The 16484-nt window shown below is 48.4% G+C and carries 16 protein-coding genes and 4 tRNA genes; 18 read left to right on the top strand and 2 right to left on the bottom strand.

From position 1 onward, the window contains the following. Window positions 1–97: 97 nt before the first annotated feature. Both nudE and cysQ read left to right on the top strand, forming a co-directional pair. Complete coding sequence (gene nudE / locus ACP7H9_RS07315) at window positions 98–655, top strand: ADP compounds hydrolase NudE (RefSeq protein WP_417438574.1); 558 nt, start codon at window positions 98–100, stop codon at window positions 653–655. A gap of 11 nt (window positions 656–666) precedes the next feature. After that, complete coding sequence (cysQ, locus tag ACP7H9_RS07320; protein ID WP_439222491.1) at window positions 667–1479, top strand: 3'(2'),5'-bisphosphate nucleotidase CysQ; 813 nt, start codon at window positions 667–669, stop codon at window positions 1477–1479. On the opposite strand, the gene ACP7H9_RS07325 is transcribed toward cysQ, so the two are convergent. Next, window positions 1451–1687 carry a YheU family protein gene (locus ACP7H9_RS07325; protein ID WP_011233587.1) on the bottom strand — a complete coding sequence of 79 codons (237 nt, stop codon included), beginning with the start codon at window positions 1685–1687 and terminating at the stop codon, window positions 1451–1453. The two genes, cysQ and ACP7H9_RS07325, sit on opposite strands and share 29 nt — an antisense overlap. Continuing rightward, window positions 1684–3597 (bottom strand): ATP-binding cassette domain-containing protein, encoded by a 1914-nt coding sequence (locus ACP7H9_RS07330; RefSeq protein ID WP_439222487.1) that lies wholly within the window; start codon window positions 3595–3597, stop codon window positions 1684–1686. Before ACP7H9_RS07330 ends, ACP7H9_RS07325 begins: the two co-directional genes overlap by 4 nt. Window positions 3598–3678: 81 nt before the next feature. Between ACP7H9_RS07330 and ACP7H9_RS07335 the strand changes: the two genes are divergently transcribed. The 16 genes from ACP7H9_RS07335 to ACP7H9_RS07410 all read left to right on the top strand — a co-directional run. Next, window positions 3679–3882, top strand: coding sequence for a YheV family putative zinc ribbon protein (locus ACP7H9_RS07335; protein ID WP_011233589.1), 204 nt, complete (start codon window positions 3679–3681; stop codon window positions 3880–3882). A gap of 20 nt (window positions 3883–3902) precedes the next feature. Continuing rightward, complete coding sequence (locus ACP7H9_RS07340) at window positions 3903–5423, top strand: bifunctional ADP-dependent NAD(P)H-hydrate dehydratase/NAD(P)H-hydrate epimerase (RefSeq protein ID WP_034818803.1); 1521 nt, start codon at window positions 3903–3905, stop codon at window positions 5421–5423. Next, window positions 5416–5874 carry a tRNA (adenosine(37)-N6)-threonylcarbamoyltransferase complex ATPase subunit type 1 TsaE gene (gene tsaE, locus ACP7H9_RS07345; protein ID WP_034818801.1) on the top strand — a complete coding sequence of 153 codons (459 nt, stop codon included), beginning with the start codon at window positions 5416–5418 and terminating at the stop codon, window positions 5872–5874. Before ACP7H9_RS07340 ends, tsaE begins: the two co-directional genes overlap by 8 nt. After that, entirely contained in the window at window positions 5871–7181 is a 1311-nt protein-coding gene (locus ACP7H9_RS07350; RefSeq protein WP_110014155.1) for an N-acetylmuramoyl-L-alanine amidase, read from the top strand. Before tsaE ends, ACP7H9_RS07350 begins: the two co-directional genes overlap by 4 nt. After that, window positions 7181–8914 (top strand): DNA mismatch repair endonuclease MutL, encoded by a 1734-nt coding sequence (gene mutL / locus ACP7H9_RS07355; RefSeq protein ID WP_110014154.1) that lies wholly within the window; start codon window positions 7181–7183, stop codon window positions 8912–8914. Before ACP7H9_RS07350 ends, mutL begins: the two co-directional genes overlap by 1 nt. Then, window positions 8907–9857 carry a tRNA (adenosine(37)-N6)-dimethylallyltransferase MiaA gene (miaA, locus tag ACP7H9_RS07360; RefSeq protein ID WP_439222488.1) on the top strand — a complete coding sequence of 317 codons (951 nt, stop codon included), beginning with the start codon at window positions 8907–8909 and terminating at the stop codon, window positions 9855–9857. Before mutL ends, miaA begins: the two co-directional genes overlap by 8 nt. A 177-nt stretch (window positions 9858–10034) precedes the next feature. Beyond that, the gene (hfq, locus tag ACP7H9_RS07365) at window positions 10035–10292 is read left to right on the top strand and encodes an RNA chaperone Hfq (RefSeq protein ID WP_011233595.1); all 258 of its coding nucleotides are present in this window, start codon (window positions 10035–10037) and stop codon (window positions 10290–10292) included. Window positions 10293–10316: 24 nt separating this feature from the next. Continuing rightward, window positions 10317–11606 carry a ribosome rescue GTPase HflX gene (hflX, locus tag ACP7H9_RS07370; protein ID WP_034818792.1) on the top strand — a complete coding sequence of 430 codons (1290 nt, stop codon included), beginning with the start codon at window positions 10317–10319 and terminating at the stop codon, window positions 11604–11606. Between the two features lie 44 nt (window positions 11607–11650). Beyond that, window positions 11651–12805 (top strand): FtsH protease activity modulator HflK, encoded by a 1155-nt coding sequence (hflK, locus tag ACP7H9_RS07375; protein WP_034818790.1) that lies wholly within the window; start codon window positions 11651–11653, stop codon window positions 12803–12805. Beyond that, window positions 12805–13698, top strand: coding sequence for a protease modulator HflC (gene hflC, locus ACP7H9_RS07380; protein ID WP_034818788.1), 894 nt, complete (start codon window positions 12805–12807; stop codon window positions 13696–13698). Before hflK ends, hflC begins: the two co-directional genes overlap by 1 nt. Window positions 13699–13800: 102 nt before the next feature. Further along, window positions 13801–15099 (top strand): adenylosuccinate synthase, encoded by a 1299-nt coding sequence (locus tag ACP7H9_RS07385; RefSeq protein WP_034818786.1) that lies wholly within the window; start codon window positions 13801–13803, stop codon window positions 15097–15099. 151 nt (window positions 15100–15250) lie between these two features. After that, window positions 15251–15326 (top strand) — tRNA-Thr (locus ACP7H9_RS07390). Window positions 15327–15345: 19 nt separating this feature from the next. Then, window positions 15346–15430, top strand: a tRNA-Tyr gene (locus ACP7H9_RS07395). A gap of 45 nt (window positions 15431–15475) precedes the next feature. After that, window positions 15476–15550 (top strand) — tRNA-Gly (locus ACP7H9_RS07400). Window positions 15551–15562: 12 nt separating this feature from the next. Continuing rightward, window positions 15563–15638: transfer RNA gene (locus tag ACP7H9_RS07405), tRNA-Thr, on the top strand. A gap of 82 nt (window positions 15639–15720) precedes the next feature. Further along, window positions 15721–16484: elongation factor Tu (locus ACP7H9_RS07410; protein WP_439222489.1), on the top strand; the 764-nt coding region annotated here is incomplete at its 3' end.

The following is a 16484-nucleotide window of genomic DNA, read 5'->3' on the forward strand; positions in this document are numbered from 1 at the left end:
TTAGATAGTAGCACTGTATAAGAAAAGCGTAAATTGACACTGTTTTCTGTGCGCAGAGTCGTTATAGTAAAGAGAGACAATGACTTGGAACCGTTGTATGAGTAAAGAAAAACAAGTCCCGCAAATTCTGGCTCGTCGTGTTGTAGCGCAAAGCCGCTTAATGCGTATTGAGGCCGTCGATCTTAAATTTAGCAATGGTGAGCAGCGTCAGTTTGAGCGCATGAAAGGCAGCGGTCGCGGCGCGGTTATGATTGTTCCCTGCCTGGATGAAGAAACTTTGTTACTGATTCGGGAATACGCTGCAGGCCTTCACGACTATCAACTCGGTTTCCCCAAAGGCCTGATTGACCCGGGCGAAACCCCGGAAGAGGCTGCTCAGCGTGAGCTAAAAGAAGAAGTTGGTTACGGCAGCCGTCAACTTGAATTCTTAATGGAAGTGTCTCTCGCGCCTCAGTTTTTTTCTGCCAAAATGAGTGTTTTCGTAGCTCGCGACTTATACCCCGAAAGCTTGCCGGGCGACGAACCTGAGCCACTGGAAAAAGTGACCTGGCCATTAGACGATATTGACAACCTGCTGGCTCAACCCGACTTTTCTGAAGCGCGCAGTGTTGCGGCGCTTTTAATGCTTTTGCGTAATTTGAGTGAGGCACAGTAGTGGCAGAGACAATGCTGGAGAGACTGAAGGAAATAGCCTGCGAGGCAGGTGGCGTTATTTTGTCAATGTACGAGCGGCATGACTATAAAACCGCCGAGAAAAAAGACGATTCTCCAGTGACTACCGCCGATCTTGTTGCCAGCGAGCTAATAGAAGATCGACTCAAGCAGTCATTCCCTGAGATTCCGGTTATTTCTGAAGAAAGCGAACACCAGGACTATAATGAGCGCCGTCAATGGAAGGCTTATTTTATTATTGACCCGATAGATGGTACTCAGGAGTTTATTTCCCGCTCCGGGGACTTTGCGGTCAACATTGCTTACGTAGAAAACAACGAACCTGTCATTGGCGTTATTTTCTGGCCGGTCGGCGAAACGCTTTACTATGCTCGCAAAGGCGCTGGCGCCTTTAAACAAAAAGAGAACGAAAAGCAGTCCATAAGCGTGCGCAAGTTTAGTGACCCTCAGGCTGCCCCTATTATTATTGCAATAAGTCGCCAACAGGCACGAGAGCCTGTGTTTAATCGTTTGCAGACAAAACGTGATATTCAGCCTTTACCAACGGGTAGCTGTTCACTAAAAGCCTGTTTTATTGCCGAGGGCAAAGCCGATTGTTTTTTACGTCTGGGACCTACCGGAGAATGGGATACCGCTGCATCGCAAGTTATTGTAGGAGAAGCTGGCGGTCGCATAGTGAATGAGAACTTTGAGCCCATTACCTACAACCGTACGGTTAGCCTGCTGAACCCTAACTTTCTGGTTTTGGGCGACCAAAGCGTTCCCTGGGAAGAAGTCTTTATTGCCCGTCAGGCTCGTTTCCGGTAACACTGTCTTTGTTGACTACATCGACACTTTCATGCAGCTCGGAGTAAACAATGACGGCTTCGCCGGACTTCAGGCGTTGCTTCAGTTGCTCCACTTTCGTTTCAAAGCTGAGCTCCTGACTGCCGTAATCGGTTCCTTCGCGCAGTACAATAGATTCCATTAAATTGTTCAGGGTTTCCTGATCAATTTCCTGCCAGGGAATGATCATTTATCCTCCGCTTGCTGCAACTCTTCTGTTAATTCTGCCAGTTCTTCTTCTGCTGTCATCCAGAGGTTTTCCTGTTGTTGCAGATCTTTTTGCGCCTGTGCCTGCTGGTCTAACAGCTTTTGCAATTTGGCTTTATTGGCATCGTCATACAAGGTGCTGTCACTCAGTTGCTCGTGAATATCGGCTAGCGTCAGCTCCAGCGAATGAATATTCTTTTCTGCCTTCTCTATTTGTTGGCGTAAAGGCTTGGTTTTTTGCCGCGCTTCGGCTTCTTTGCGTTTCTGCTGCTTGCGATCGTCACGTTGGCGAGTGGCGGGTTGCTCGCTACGTTTGTCATTAGCCGCCTGTTGCTGTAACCAATCGTGATAGGCATCTAAATCGCCGTCGAAAGTTTCTGCTTTGCCGTCGGCAACCAGACAAAATTCATCTACCGTGGTACGTAGCAAATGTCTGTCGTGCGAAACCACAATCAACGCGCCTTCATATTCCTGCAAAGCCGCGACCAGTGCGTCGCGCAAGCCGAGATCCAGGTGGTTAGTCGGCTCATCTAGCAGTAACAGGTTAGGACGCTGGTAAATAATGAGGGCTAACGCCAATCGGGCTTTTTCCCCACCGGACATGGGTTCGACCGATCGTGTGGCCTGATCACCGGAAAAACCAAAGTTACCTAAAAAGTCACGCAACTTTTGTTCAGTCGCTTGTTTATCAATGCGCTGCAAGTGCAGCAGCGCTGAGGCTGCCAAGTCCAGAGTTTCCAGCTGATGCTGAGCAAAATAACCAATGCTGAGACCTGGGTTAACCAACCGCTCACCAGCCATCGGCTCCAATTCACCCGCCAGCAGTTTAATCAGCGTTGATTTACCGGCGCCGTTTCGGCCAAGCAAGCCTAACCTAGTTCCCGGCACCAAATTTAGCTTAATCTGCTCAAGAATGGTGGTGTCACCATAGCCAGCTTTGGCGTCGCGCAGCGTTAGCAGCGGATTTGGCAGCTTCTCTGGTGTTAAAAAGTGAAAGTCGATACCACTTTCGGCGCGCAGTGGCGCCTGGTTAGGCAACTTCTCAATAGCTTTTAAACGGCTCTGTGCTTGTTTGGCTTTGCTGGCTTTATAACGAAAACGGTCAACGTAAGCTTGTAAGTGCTGACGCATAACCTGAGCTTTTTCGTACTCGCTTTGTTGCTGAGCCATGTGCTCGGCGCGCTGCCGCTCAAACAGAGAGTAGTTACCGCGGTAGCTGTTCAGTTTTTTATGCTCAATATGCGTAATGTCGGTAGTGACGGAATCCAGAAAATCCCGGTCGTGCGATATCAACAAAAGCGTTCCGTCGTACTGTTTCAGCCAGCTTTCCAGCCAGAAAATGGCATCAACGTCCAGGTGGTTGGTTGGCTCATCCAGCAGCATTAAGTCGGCGCGGGCTATGAGTACCTGTGCCAAATTAAGGCGCATGCGCCAACCACCGGAAAATGCCTTTACCGGCTGTTGCAGTTGTTCCTGAGTAAAGCCAAGGCCAGCCATTAAACTGGCGGTTCTGGGCTGAATGTCGTAGGCGCCAATGGCGGCTAGTTTATCATGACAGTTTGCAATGGCTTCGCCGTTGTTATCGCTTTCGGCCTGCGCGAGTTGCGCTTCCAACTGCCGAAACTCGGCGTCACCGTCCATTACGTAATCGATAGCGGATTTATCCAGTGCGGGAGTGTCCTGGGCTACGCTGGCAATTCGCCACTCCGCTGGCAGGTGAATATTACCGCTGTCGGCACTGAGTTCACCACGCAGCATGGCAAACAACGAGGACTTGCCGCAGCCATTACGGCCTACTAAGCCAACGCGATGTCCCGGGAATACTTGTAAGTCACTGTCTTCAAATAAAACATCACCGCCACGCAATAAGGTGATAGCTTCAGCACGGATCATAAACTACTCTTCATTTTGTACAGCTGTTCAGCTGCGGTATCATAGACGTGTTCTGCTCACAATTCTAACACAGGAGCTGTTGTGGCTAGAGAAAAGAAGCGATTTATTGCCGGGGCCGTTTGCCCCAAATGCGATGCCATGGACACACTCATGCTCTTCATCGAAAACGATACCGAACAAGTTGAGTGCGTGCAATGTAAGCACCGGTTTAGTGAACCTAAAGAGCAGGGTGGTGGTAGCCAGCGTCAGTTTGATCAGGTCATTGGGGTATTTAAGCCAGACTAAACAAATTGTAGGGAGCCATTATGACAGACACCGACGGCAGCCGTTTTATCAACTGTCTTTATCGCGTTGAGCAAGTACAGCAGGGCGAACAAAAAGCCGCTGAAGCTTGCTCGATGAACATGACGCAACTGATGTCGGCGGCCGGGAAAGCGGTTTTTCATCAGCTACAATCTTACTTTCCGGCACCGGCACGCATTGCGGTCTGTTGTGGTGAAGGCAATAACGGTGGTGATGGCTATATTGTCGCCCGACTGGCTCAGAAGGCCGGTTATCAGGTGCAAGTTTTTGCGCTTAAACCCAATGTTGAATTGCCGGAGCCAATGGAGTCTGACGCGCACAAAGCCCGCGCTGCGTGGCGTGAACAAGGCGGAAGTGAAAAGCCCTTGCTGGATTGCTCGCCCGAGCAGTTTGATGTGTTGGTGGATGCCTTATTTGGTGTCGGTTTGAATCGTGCGCTTGAGGGTGACCCGGTAAGCTGGGTTCAGCGGGTGAATGGCAGCACGACGCCAGTGGTGTCAGTGGATGTGCCGTCGGGGCTGAATGCTGATACGGGTCATGTGCCCGGTGCGGCGGTTCGCGCTCATCTGACCGTCTGTCTGGTGGCGTTAAAGCGCGGCTTGCTGACCGGGAAGGCTCAAGAGCATACCGGTGAGTTAAAACTTGAAGATTTAGGTATTGGCGGCACGTTTAGACAGCAAAATGAAGCCGACTGGTTCAGGGTTAATGCAGGCCGGGTTGGCGGCTGGCTAGCGCCTCGTTCACGCTGCACTCACAAAGGTGAGCAAGGACACGTGCTAATTGTCGGTGGTCAGCCGGGCATGTCCGGAGCTGTGATATTGGCAATGCAGTCGGCGCTGCGTGCGGGGGCGGGCAAAGTGTCCGTGGCGTGTCATCCGCAGGTGCAGGCAATTGTTGCGGCAGCTCAGCCTGAAGCTATGGTGCATGGCATAAAAGAAACCGATGCTCTTAAGCCGCTGCTGCGAGAAGCTTCTGCTGTTGCTTTGGGGCCCGGGTTGGGGCAAGGCTCCTGGAGTCAGGAGGTTTTTTCGCAGGTGATGGAAACCGATGTGCTGAAAGTTATTGATGCCGATGGTTTAAATCTATTAGCCAGTAACCCCGTTCATTCACCCAAATTATTACTAACACCGCACCCTGGTGAAGCCGCACGGTTACTGCAAATTACGACCGATGAAATAGCGTCGGATCGTTTTGCTGCGGCAACAAAACTACGTGAAAAATACGGTGCGCAGGTACTACTTAAAGGTGCGGGGTCTTTGCTGGTAACCGACAGAGGTAGGTGTTTGATTGACCGCGGTTCACCAGCAATGGCCTCCGGTGGCATGGGCGACCTGTTAACCGGATTAATCGCGGGCTTATTAGCGCAAAGAATGGCTCCGGCACAAGCGCTGATTGCGGGTAGCCTATGGCATGCTATAGCGGGCGAAGAGGCAGGAAACGATGGTGAGAGGGGAACCTTAGCTTCGGATCTGTTGCCTTATATACGACAGTTGGTGAACGGATATGGAAGGGATGATGACTGAGGTACACCAATGTGAGTTGGCTGATGAAGAGGAAACGTTAGCACTTGCGAAGAAATTTTCACAAGTTTTACAGACCCCTTTAGTGGTTTATCTGAGAGGCGAGTTAGGTGCCGGAAAAACGGCGTTTTGTCGCGGTGTTATTCAGGCTATGGGGCATTCAGGGGCGGTGAAAAGTCCGACCTATACTCTTGTTGAGCCCTACCAGCTGCAAGGCTGGCGTATTCATCATTTCGATTTATATCGACTGGCAGATCCGGAAGAGCTCGAATATATGGGAATTCGAGATTATTTTTCTGAAGATACGTTAAACTTTATAGAGTGGCCCGATAAAGGCTATGGTTGGCTTCCCGGTGCGGACATTGAGATAAGAATCGAGTATGCTGGCACGGGTCGTAAACTTACTTTCAGTGCGCTAACTGAAGCCGGACAACAAATAATTAAAACATTATGATGAAGCGATTTTGGGTGTTTTTGTTTGCTTGTGTTCCTTTGTGGGCCTGGGCCGACAACAGTATAGACAGTGTGCGTGTGTGGCCATCTCCGGATAAAACGCGGGTGGTTTTCGACTTGTCGGACACTCCCGACTATTCTTACTTTACGTTGTATCAGCAAAAGCCTTACCGGCTGGTTATTGATTTTAACAATACTTCGTTAAAAGCGGGTTTGGCGAACTTGGGCGAAGAATCGCTGCTGGTCGATAAAATTCGTACAAGCTCACCTAAAAACGCTAACAGTACCCGTATTGTTATTGAGCTGGACTCTAAAAGCGACGCTAACCTTTTTACCTTGCCAGCTAATGAGTCCTATAAAGATCGGTTGGTGGTTGATTTACCCGGTAAATCCAAAGAGCTGAGCGGGCCGGCAAAATCGGTTTCAGAGCTGAAAGACAGGCGCGTAACCATAGCAATTGATGCCGGGCATGGTGGTGATGACCCCGGCTCTATTGGTCCACGCGGAACTTACGAAAAACACGTCGTTATTCGTATTGCCCGTGCATTGGCCAAACTCATTAATGATGACCCTGGTATGCAGGCTTATTTGATTCGAACCGGGGACTACTATGTTGGCCTTAACGAGCGACCGCAAAAAGCCTGGGATGTAAAAGCGGATTTTTTTGTTTCGATTCATGCAGACGCTTTTCGAACACCACAGCCCAGCGGTGGCTCGGTCTGGGTGTTGTCCAAACGCCGGGCAGAATCCGAAGTTGGTCGCTGGTTAGAAAATCGGGAGCAGCAATCTGAGTTATTGGGTGGCGTTACTGATATTTTGCGGAAGAACGGGCACGAACCCTATTTGGCCGAGACTCTGTTGGATATGTCAATGGACAGTTCCATTGCCGGGGCCTACAGTGCCGCGAAACATATAATCGATGAAATGTCGACGGTAACCAAAATGCATAAAAAGACCCCTCAGGCAGCGAGTTTCGCGGTTTTGAAGTCACCGGATAAACCGTCATTGCTGGTGGAAACTGGATTCATTTCAAATCCGCGTGAAGAGCAGTTGTTAACCAGTAATGCTCATCAGCAAAAGCTGGCGCGGGCTCTTTACAACGGGATTCGCCGTTATTTTGTTAGCAACCCAATAGACAATACCTACTTAGCTAACCAAAGCAGTTTTACTTATACCGTTAAGTCCGGAGATTCCTTATCGGTGCTGGCACAGAAGTATAATACTACCGTCAAAGCCATTAAAACCGAGAATAACCTGACCACCAGTAGCTTGAAAATTGGTCAGAAACTGACAATTCCGAGTCGCTGATGGCCATTCAACAATTACCGATAGAGCTCGCGAACCAAATTGCTGCGGGCGAAGTGGTTGAGCGCCCTTCGTCGGTGGTTAAAGAACTGGTAGAAAATGCATTGGATGCCGGGGCTACGCAATTAATTCTGGATATTGAGCAGGGCGGTAGCAAACGCATTCGAATTCGCGATAACGGCGGTGGTATTGTTAAGCAGGAGCTGACACTGGCACTGAGCCGTCACGCCACCAGTAAAATTCAGAGTCTGGACGATTTAGAGCATATTGGTAGCCTGGGGTTTCGGGGAGAAGCTCTGGCCAGTATCAGTTCTGTGTCGCGATTGCGCTTAATATCCAAGCCGCCAGAGCAGAAAGAAGCTTGGCAGGCGTGGGCCGAAGGTAGGGATATGCAAGTGACTGTTGAACCAGCTGCGCATCCGGACGGCACAACCGTCGATATACAGGATCTATTCTTTAATACGCCAGCCAGACGTAAGTTTTTACGCACAGAAAAAACTGAATTCAGCCACATAGATGAAGTTATAAAACGGATTGCGCTTAGCCGTTTTGAAGTTGGATTCCAGCTTAATCATAACGGCAAATCGGTAAGAGCGTTTCCTTCTGCTCAGACTGAAAAACAGCAATTACAACGGTTGGCGAAAATTTGCGGCGGTGGATTTGCTGAGCAGGCTTCAGCAATTGACGCTGTTGATGGTGACTTCCACTTAAGTGGCTGGTTAGTCCCGCCGGAGCATTGTCGGCATCAGGGGGATATTCAGCATTTTTTTGTCAACGGCCGAATGATGCGCGATAAATTGTTATCGCATGCGGTACGTCAGGCCTACGAAAAATATTTGCCGAACGAGCGCGTTCCGACGTTTGTGCTTTATTTTGAACTTCCTGCTGAAGAAGTCGATGTGAATGTACATCCGGCAAAGCATGAAGTCCGTTTTCACCGCCAGCGACAAGTGCATGACTTTATTCTGACCCGCATTGAACAGGCTTTAAACCAGCTGGTTGCGATAGAAAATGAACAACCTGCGATGAGTCATCAGCATTCTTACAGCTTGCAAGAACGGTCATCAGGCGTGACGTCGGACTCCTGTCGGGGAGCGTCAGGTGCGAGCTTTCTGGGCGAGAGAAAAGCATCGGGTTCGTTGTTGCCGAATGCTGCCAGGATTCCTCATGGTAATGCTGGAGCGCAGCTAAGCACCGAGCCAGAGGCAAAGTCAAAGGCGGAACAAAACTGGCGTGTTCTGTCTGTGTTTAATGATGTTTATGCCCTTATTCGCAATGAGTACAGTCTGGCCTGGCTTAATCTGGCTAAAGTTCATACTGAATGTGTCAGCAGAAAACTTACTCAGCAATTGCAGGACGGACTGAACGGGCAGCCGTTACTGGTTCCTGTGGCAGTCAGTTTGGCGAACCTGCCCGGGCCTGCGAGCCAGTGGCCGCAACAGCAATTAAACCAGTGCGGTGTGGTGTATAAAATTCAGCGTGAGCAGGCAATTATTGAGCAAATGCCGGAAATGTTACGTCAGGGCAATGTAGTGAGTGGTTTTACTGACTTATTAACCTTACTGACCGAAGACGCTGAAACTGACCAACTGGCTCGTTGGTTGGCACAGTTTGCTGGTCTTGAGTCGTACAGTCTGACTCAGGCGGAGCACTGGCTTATTCAGTGGCGTTCGCAATTGGCTGAAAGCGCGGATGCGTTACAAAAGTTGCCGTTACCCGGAGAGAATAATGCATAGCAAGGACGCCGTTATTGCCATTTATGGGCCAACAGCTTCAGGCAAAACAGCGTTGTCGCTGGCGCTTTGTGAGCAACTGGATTGTGAGATTATTTCTGTCGATTCCGCGTTGATTTATCGGGGAATGGATATTGGTACTGCGAAACCCAGCACCGAAGAGCAAAACCTAGTTCCTCATCACTTACTGGATATTCGTGACCCTGCTGAAACTTACTCGGCGGCCGATTTCCAAAAAGATGCTTTGGCTTTAATTGATGATATTCAGCAACGTGGCAAAGTGCCTTTGTTGGTTGGCGGGACCATGTTGTACTTTAAGGCTTTGCTTGAAGGGCTTTCCCATTTGCCCGAGTCTGATACCAGCGTACGTGAAAAGCTGACCGGCGAACTGCATGAGAAAGGTTTAGCCGAATTGCACAGTCGGCTGCAAAAGATTGACCCCACAAGCGCAAAACGTATTCACCCTAACGATCCTCAGCGAATTCTGCGAGCTTTGGAGGTTTATGAAATTTCAGGCAAACCTTTGACGGAACTCACCAAAGAGCGTCATGGTCAGTTAACTAAGCCCATTTATCAGTTTGCGGTAGCGCCGGTTGAACGGGAAGTTTTACACCAGCGTATCGAGCAGCGTTTTGACCAAATGTTGGCGCAACCTTTTAAAGAAGAAGTTGAAACCTTGTTTGCCAGACCCGATTTGCACCCGGATCTTCCGTCCATACGCAGTGTTGGGTATCGGCAAATGTGGCAGCACCTCGCCGGAGAGCTAAGCTATGATGAAATGCGGGAGCGCGGAATTATTGCCACTCGACAGTTGGCGAAAAGACAAATGACGTGGCTGCGGGGCTGGCCGGGAGTGCACTGGCTGGAGACCGGTGACCTCAATATGCAGGCGAAACTCATGACGGCAATGCAGCATCCCGCAGAGATTTTTGATACTAAGGATTGAAATTAGACGACCAAGGCCGCAGATCCAATTCTGAACTAAATGAGTAATTCTTAACGTTTTTCTTATTGCAAAAATTCTTTACTGGTCTAGTGTGTCTTTACAGGGAACTGCAAATTGGCAGTGCTGTAGCTTACTATTTACACATTGGATATTAATAACGATAAAAAGGAATCCAAGATGGCTAAGGGGCAAACTTTACAAGACCCATTCTTAAATGCGTTACGTCGTGAGCGCATACCAGTATCTATTTACTTAGTTAATGGCATTAAACTGCAAGGACAAATTGAGTCTTTTGATCAATTCGTTGTCTTATTAAAGAATACGGTTAGCCAAATGGTTTATAAGCATGCAATTTCAACAGTTGTACCTGCGCGTATTCCTCAAAATTATTTGCCGCAACAAGCTGGCGAAGATATGGCTGAAATAGAAGATTAATGGTGAAAGAGAGGTCTGAACAACTTGTTCGATAGGTATGAAGGTGGCGACTACGCAATATTGGTTCATGTGGATTTACCCGCAGAAGTTGACCGAGAAGATCTCTCTGAATTACAACTTTTAGCTGATTCTTCGGGCGTGAAAACTATGGGAGTGATGACCACAAGTCGTAACTCCCCAACCCCCAGATACTTTGTTGGTAGTGGTAAGGCAGAAGAAATTGCCGAGCAGGTAAAACTGCTGGACGCTAACATTGTTATCTTTAATCACGCGTTATCACCAACGCAAGAGCGAAACTTGGAAGCCATTTGCAAGTGTCGGGTGTTAGACCGTACGGGTCTTATTCTCGACATTTTTGCGCAGCGGGCACGGACCCACGAAGGTAAGTTGCAGGTTGAATTAGCGCAGCTGCGTCATATATCGACACGACTGGTGCGAGGCTGGACCCACCTTGAGAGACAAAAAGGTGGTATTGGTTTACGTGGCCCGGGTGAAACCCAGCTCGAGACCGACAGACGTTTAATTCGCGGGCGTATTAAAAATATCTTAAAGCGCCTGGAGAAAGTCCAGAAACAGCGGGAGCAGGGGCGTCGGGCTCGTAAAAAGGCGGATATTCCTACCGTATCGCTGGTGGGTTATACCAACGCAGGTAAATCGACGCTATTTAATCGCCTGACTGAAGCCGGCGTTTATGCCGCGGATCAGCTATTCGCAACACTTGACCCAACCCTTAGAAAACTTGCAGTAGAAGATATTGGTGAAGTGATTCTGGCTGACACCGTTGGTTTTATTCGTCACTTACCTCATGACCTGGTCGCAGCTTTTAAAGCGACGCTTCAGGAAACTCAAGAGGCCGATTTATTGTTACATGTGGTTGATGTCAGCGACGAACAGCAGCAAAATAATATTGATCAGGTTGCTGAGGTTTTGGAAGAAATCGATGCTGGCGATGTACCACAGTTAATTATTTGTAATAAAATAGATCAAGTGGAAGGGGCCGAGCCCCGGATTGATTACGATGACAATCAAAGGCCAATAAGGGTCTGGGTTTCAGCGCAGCAAGACCTTGGCATTGAGGAAGTACTGGAGGCTTTACGGCAGATACTTGGCCCGCAGATGGTCGAGCTGACTCTGAAAATCCCCCACTCAATGGGTAAATTACGTGGTACATTATACCGTTGGAATAGCGTGACATCGGAAGATGTTAACGAAAATGGTGAACTTGCGTTGCAAGTGCGCATGTCATCGGTAGACTGGCAGCGTTTACACAAGGCTTATGGCGACCAACTGGACGACTTAGTCGTGCAGCAATAGAATTTTTTATAGCAACAGTTTTCTTAAAAAACTTGGAGCACTCAATGGCTTGGAATCAACCGGGAAACGGTAATAACAATGACCGTGACCCATGGAAAAATCAAGGCGGCAAAGATCAAGGGCCGCCTGATCTCGACGAAGCAGTTCGCAAACTGTTTTCCAAATTCGGTTTTGGTGGGAAAAAAGGCGGCGGCTCGGGCGGCAGTTCAGGTATCCCGGCAAAAGGCGTCGGCATTATCGCAATTATTGCGATAATTGTTTGGTTTATCGCTGGTTTTTATACGGTTAAAGAAGCAGACCGTGGTGTTGTGCTGCGTTTCGGTCAGTTTCATACCCTGGTTGAGTCGGGACTTCACTGGCGCCCCGTGTTTATTGATTCGGTAGAACATGTAGACGTAAACAACATCCGCTCAGATAAAACTGATGGCTACATGCTGACTCAGGATGAGAACGTGGTTCGTGTGGAGCTGGATGTTCAGTATCGCGTTGTTGATCCGCGTGCGTATTTATTTAACGTAGAAAATGCTGATGGTGTTTTATCACGAGCTACTGACAGTGCCTTACGTTTTGTGGTGGGTCACACAACCATGGATGAAGTGCTGACTCGTGGTCGTGAGGAAGTCAGAGCGAATACTCTGGATATGCTCGAAAAAACAATGAATCCATACACGGTTGGTTTGCAGGTAGTTGATATTAACTTGCTGCCAGCACGGCCACCGGAGGCGGTTAAAGACGCCTTTGATGATGCTATATCGGCTCAGGAAGATGAAGAGCGCTTCATTAGAGAAGCTGAAGCTTATGCCCGCGAAGTAGAACCCTTGGCACGAGGCCAGGTACGTCGTATGTTGCAGGAAGCGCAAGCTTATCGTGAGCAAATTATTCTTGAGGCTCAGGGTGAAGTTGCTCGCTTTGAAGAGTTGCTGCCTCAATATCAAAACGCACCTGAAGTCACACGTCAGCGTATTTATCTTGATACTTTGCAGGAGCTTTATGCGAAAACGCCTAAGGTACTGGTTGACGTTGAAGGTGGTAACAACATGATGTACTTACCACTAGAAAAACTTCTCGAAAAGCAAGGTCGTAATACAAATTCATTCTCTCCGACGCGTATTCCTGAAGATGTTTCAGGTGGTTCCTCAAGTACTGGAACAGAGACACAAAATACGCGCAGCAGTAACCGCAGCGGAGGTCGAAACTAATGAAAAACCTAATCGCAATAATTGTTGTGGTCCTGGTCGTTCTGGGTCTTTCCTCCGTTTATGTAGTTAAGGAAGGCGAACGCGCCATCTTAATTCAGTTCGGTAAGGTCGAGCGTAATGCAGAAACTGGTGAAGCTATGGTTTTCGAACCTGGTTTACACTTTAAAATCCCTTTCATTGAACAAGTGAAAAGACTGGATGCCCGCCTGCAAACATTAGACGGAGATCCTGACCGCTTTGTCACCAGTGAGAAAAAGGATTTGATTGTTGATACCTACGTTATGTGGCGTATTAATGACTTCTCTACTTTCTATCTGAGTACTAATGGCGGTAACTACCTCCAGGCTGAAGCTCTGTTAACTCGTCGTATTAACAGCGGTTTGCGTAGTGAATTTGGTAACCGTACCATTTCTGACATTGTTTCTGGTGAGCGTGATGAGTTAATGCGTGAAGCTTTAATACAAGGTTCAGAAAGTGCTTCAGATTTAGGTGTTGAAGTGCTGGATGTTCGTGTTATGCAAATTAACTTGCCAACTGAAGTGAGTCAGTCCATTTATCAACGTATGCGTGCAGAGCGTAAAGCTGTGGCCACAGAACATCGTTCTGAAGGTAAAGAGCAGGCAGAGTTTATCCGTGCCGATGTTGACGCGCGTGTAACGGTAATGCTTGCTGATGCAAAACGTCAGTCACGTGAATTACGTGGTGAAGGTGATGCGCAGGCAGCGAAAATCTACGCTGATGCTTATCAGAAAGATGCAGAGTTCTTTGCATTTATTCGCAGCATGGAAGCTTATGGCAGTTCCTTTGGCTCTGGCAATGATATGTTAGTGCTTGATGCGAACAGTGACTTTTTCCGTTATTTACAAAATATGATGGGAAAAACCGAAGAGTAATCATGACCGAGCGTCTGATGTGACCATCAGGCGCTCACCTCCGATGTACAAACCCTCCGATTAAAGGTAAGATCGCTCCGATTTTTTTTACGCGGGGCAATCATGAGTCAGAACGTTGTAATTCTAGGCACCCAATGGGGTGACGAAGGCAAAGGTAAAATTGTTGACCTGTTAACCGATAAGGCCACTATGGTTGTGCGGTATCAGGGCGGACATAACGCTGGGCACACATTGGTTATTGACGGTGAAAAAACCGTTCTGCATTTAATTCCTTCAGGTATTTTGCGCAAAAATGTTCAATGCGTTATTGGCAACGGTGTGGTTTTATCACCCGAAGCACTGATGGAAGAAATGGCAATGCTGAAAGAACGAAATGTTCCAGTTGCTGACCGTTTGCGTATCAGCAAAGCTTGTCCATTAATCCTGCCGTTCCATGTAGCTCTTGATCAGGCACGTGAACGCGCGCGTGGCAGCGAGGCTATTGGCACAACGGGGCGTGGTATTGGCCCTGCGTATGAAGACAAAGTTGCACGTCGTGGTCTGCGTGTTGGTGACTTATTTGATATGAAACGCTTTGGTGAGAAGCTGAAAGAGTTGGTGGATTATCACAACTTCTCTTTAGTGGAATACTACAAAGCTGACGCTATTGATTTCGATACCGTACTTAAGCAATGTGAAGAGTTCGCGGAAGTATTAAAACCTATGGTGATTGATGTACCTGCTTTACTCGATAAAGCGCGTAAAAACGGTGAATCAATCATGTTTGAAGGTGCGCAGGGTACTTTGCTGGATATCGACCACGGTACATACCCTTATGTGACCTCTTCCAATACAACGGCTGGTGGTGTTGCAACCGGAGCCGGTTTTGGTCCTCGTTATATTGATTACGTGTTAGGCATTGTCAAAGCCTATACCACTCGCGTAGGTAGTGGTCCGTTCCCGACTGAACTTGATTGCGAAGTGGGGCAGCATTTAGGTGAAAAAGGCCATGAGTTTGGTGCAACGACCGGCCGTAAACGTCGTACTGGCTGGATAGATGCCGTGGCAATGCGACGCGCAGTACAAATCAACTCTATTAGTGGCTTCTGTTTAACCAAGCTAGATGTATTAGACGGTCTTGAAGAGTTAAAGATTTGTATTGGCTATCAGCTCTCCGATGGCAGTGTGACAGAGCATCCGCCGCTGTCTGCGGAAGACTATGAAGTGGTAGAGCCCATTTACGAAACAATGCCGGGCTGGCAGCAAAGCACTGTTGGCATAACAGAGCATAAAGAGTTACCGCCAGAAGCTTTAGCTTATATCGCTCGTATCGAGGCGTTAACCGGTGTACCGGTAGATATCATTTCGACCGGCCCTGATCGTAAAGAAACCATTGTTTTACGTCACCCATTTGGGCAGTAAGAAAAAGTAGTGTATGTTACTAAAAGACGGTCAGTTTTTATTCGATGTAGATAAAAACTGACCAGTCAGAACAAAAAAATTAAAAAAATTACGCGCACCTATTGCACTATCAAATCTAGTACCATAGAATGCGCTCCACCTAACCGGTGGTGCCGGCATAGCTCAGTTGGTAGAGCAACTGACTTGTAATCAGTAGGTCCCGAGTTCGACTCTTGGTGCCGGCACCAATTTAAATTGCAAGACACGGGAGGGGTTCCCGAGTGGCCAAAGGGATCAGACTGTAAATCTGACGGCTCAGCCTTCGCAGGTTCGAATCCTGCCCCCTCCACCACGCAATTTCCTTGGTTTTGAAGTGGCCTCATAAAATTGTGAATTTGCGGGTGTCGTATAGTGGCTATTACCTCAGCCTTCCAAGCTGATGACGCGGGTTCGATTCCCGCCACCCGCTCCACATTCCGTCAGTGCTGATATAGCTCAGTTGGTAGAGCGCACCCTTGGTAAGGGTGAGGTCGGCGGTTCGAATCCGCCTATCAGCACCATTTCAATTTAGGCCCCTAATAAACCTCGGTCATGCTTTTTAGCTTAGGTAACACACCGAAGAATTTTGTTAGAGAGGCTGCAATGTCTAAAGAAAAATTTGAACGTTCGAAGCCGCACGTAAACGTCGGCACCATCGGTCACGTTGACCACGGTAAAACAACACTAACTGCTGCTATCACAACTGTTTTGGCAAAAGTTTATGGTGGTGCGGCGAAAGACTTCGCAGCCATCGATAACGCGCCAGAAGAGAAAGAGCGTGGTATTACTATTTCAACGTCACACGTTGAATATGACACACCAACTCGTCACTACGCACACGTAGACTGCCCAGGGCACGCTGACTATGTTAAAAACATGATCACCGGTGCGGCGCAGATGGACGGCGCAATCTTAGTAGTAGCGGCAACAGACGGTCCAATGCCGCAGACTCGTGAGCACATCCTGCTTTCACGTCAGGTAGGCGTACCTTACATCGTTGTATTCATGAACAAATGTGACATGGTCGACGACGAAGAGCTGTTAGAGCTGGTCGAAATGGAAGTTCGTGAACTGTTGTCAGAATATGACTTCCCGGGCGACGACCTGCCGGTCATTCAGGGCTCTGCACTGAAAGCGCTGGAAGGCGACGAAGAGTACGCTAAGAAAATTGTTGAGCTGGCTGACGCACTGGATAACTACATCCCAGAGCCAGAGCGTGACATCGATAAGCCGTTCATCATGCCAATCGAAGACGTATTCTCGATTTCAGGTCGTGGTACAGTTGTTACTGGTCGTGTAGAGCGCGGTATCGTGCGTACAGGCGACGAGTGTGAAATCGTTGGTATGAAAGATACGACGAAGACCAC

It is taken from the genome of Idiomarina sp. ST20R2A10, assembly GCF_051842345.1.
Classification (GTDB): domain Bacteria; phylum Pseudomonadota; class Gammaproteobacteria; order Enterobacterales; family Alteromonadaceae; genus Idiomarina; species Idiomarina loihiensis.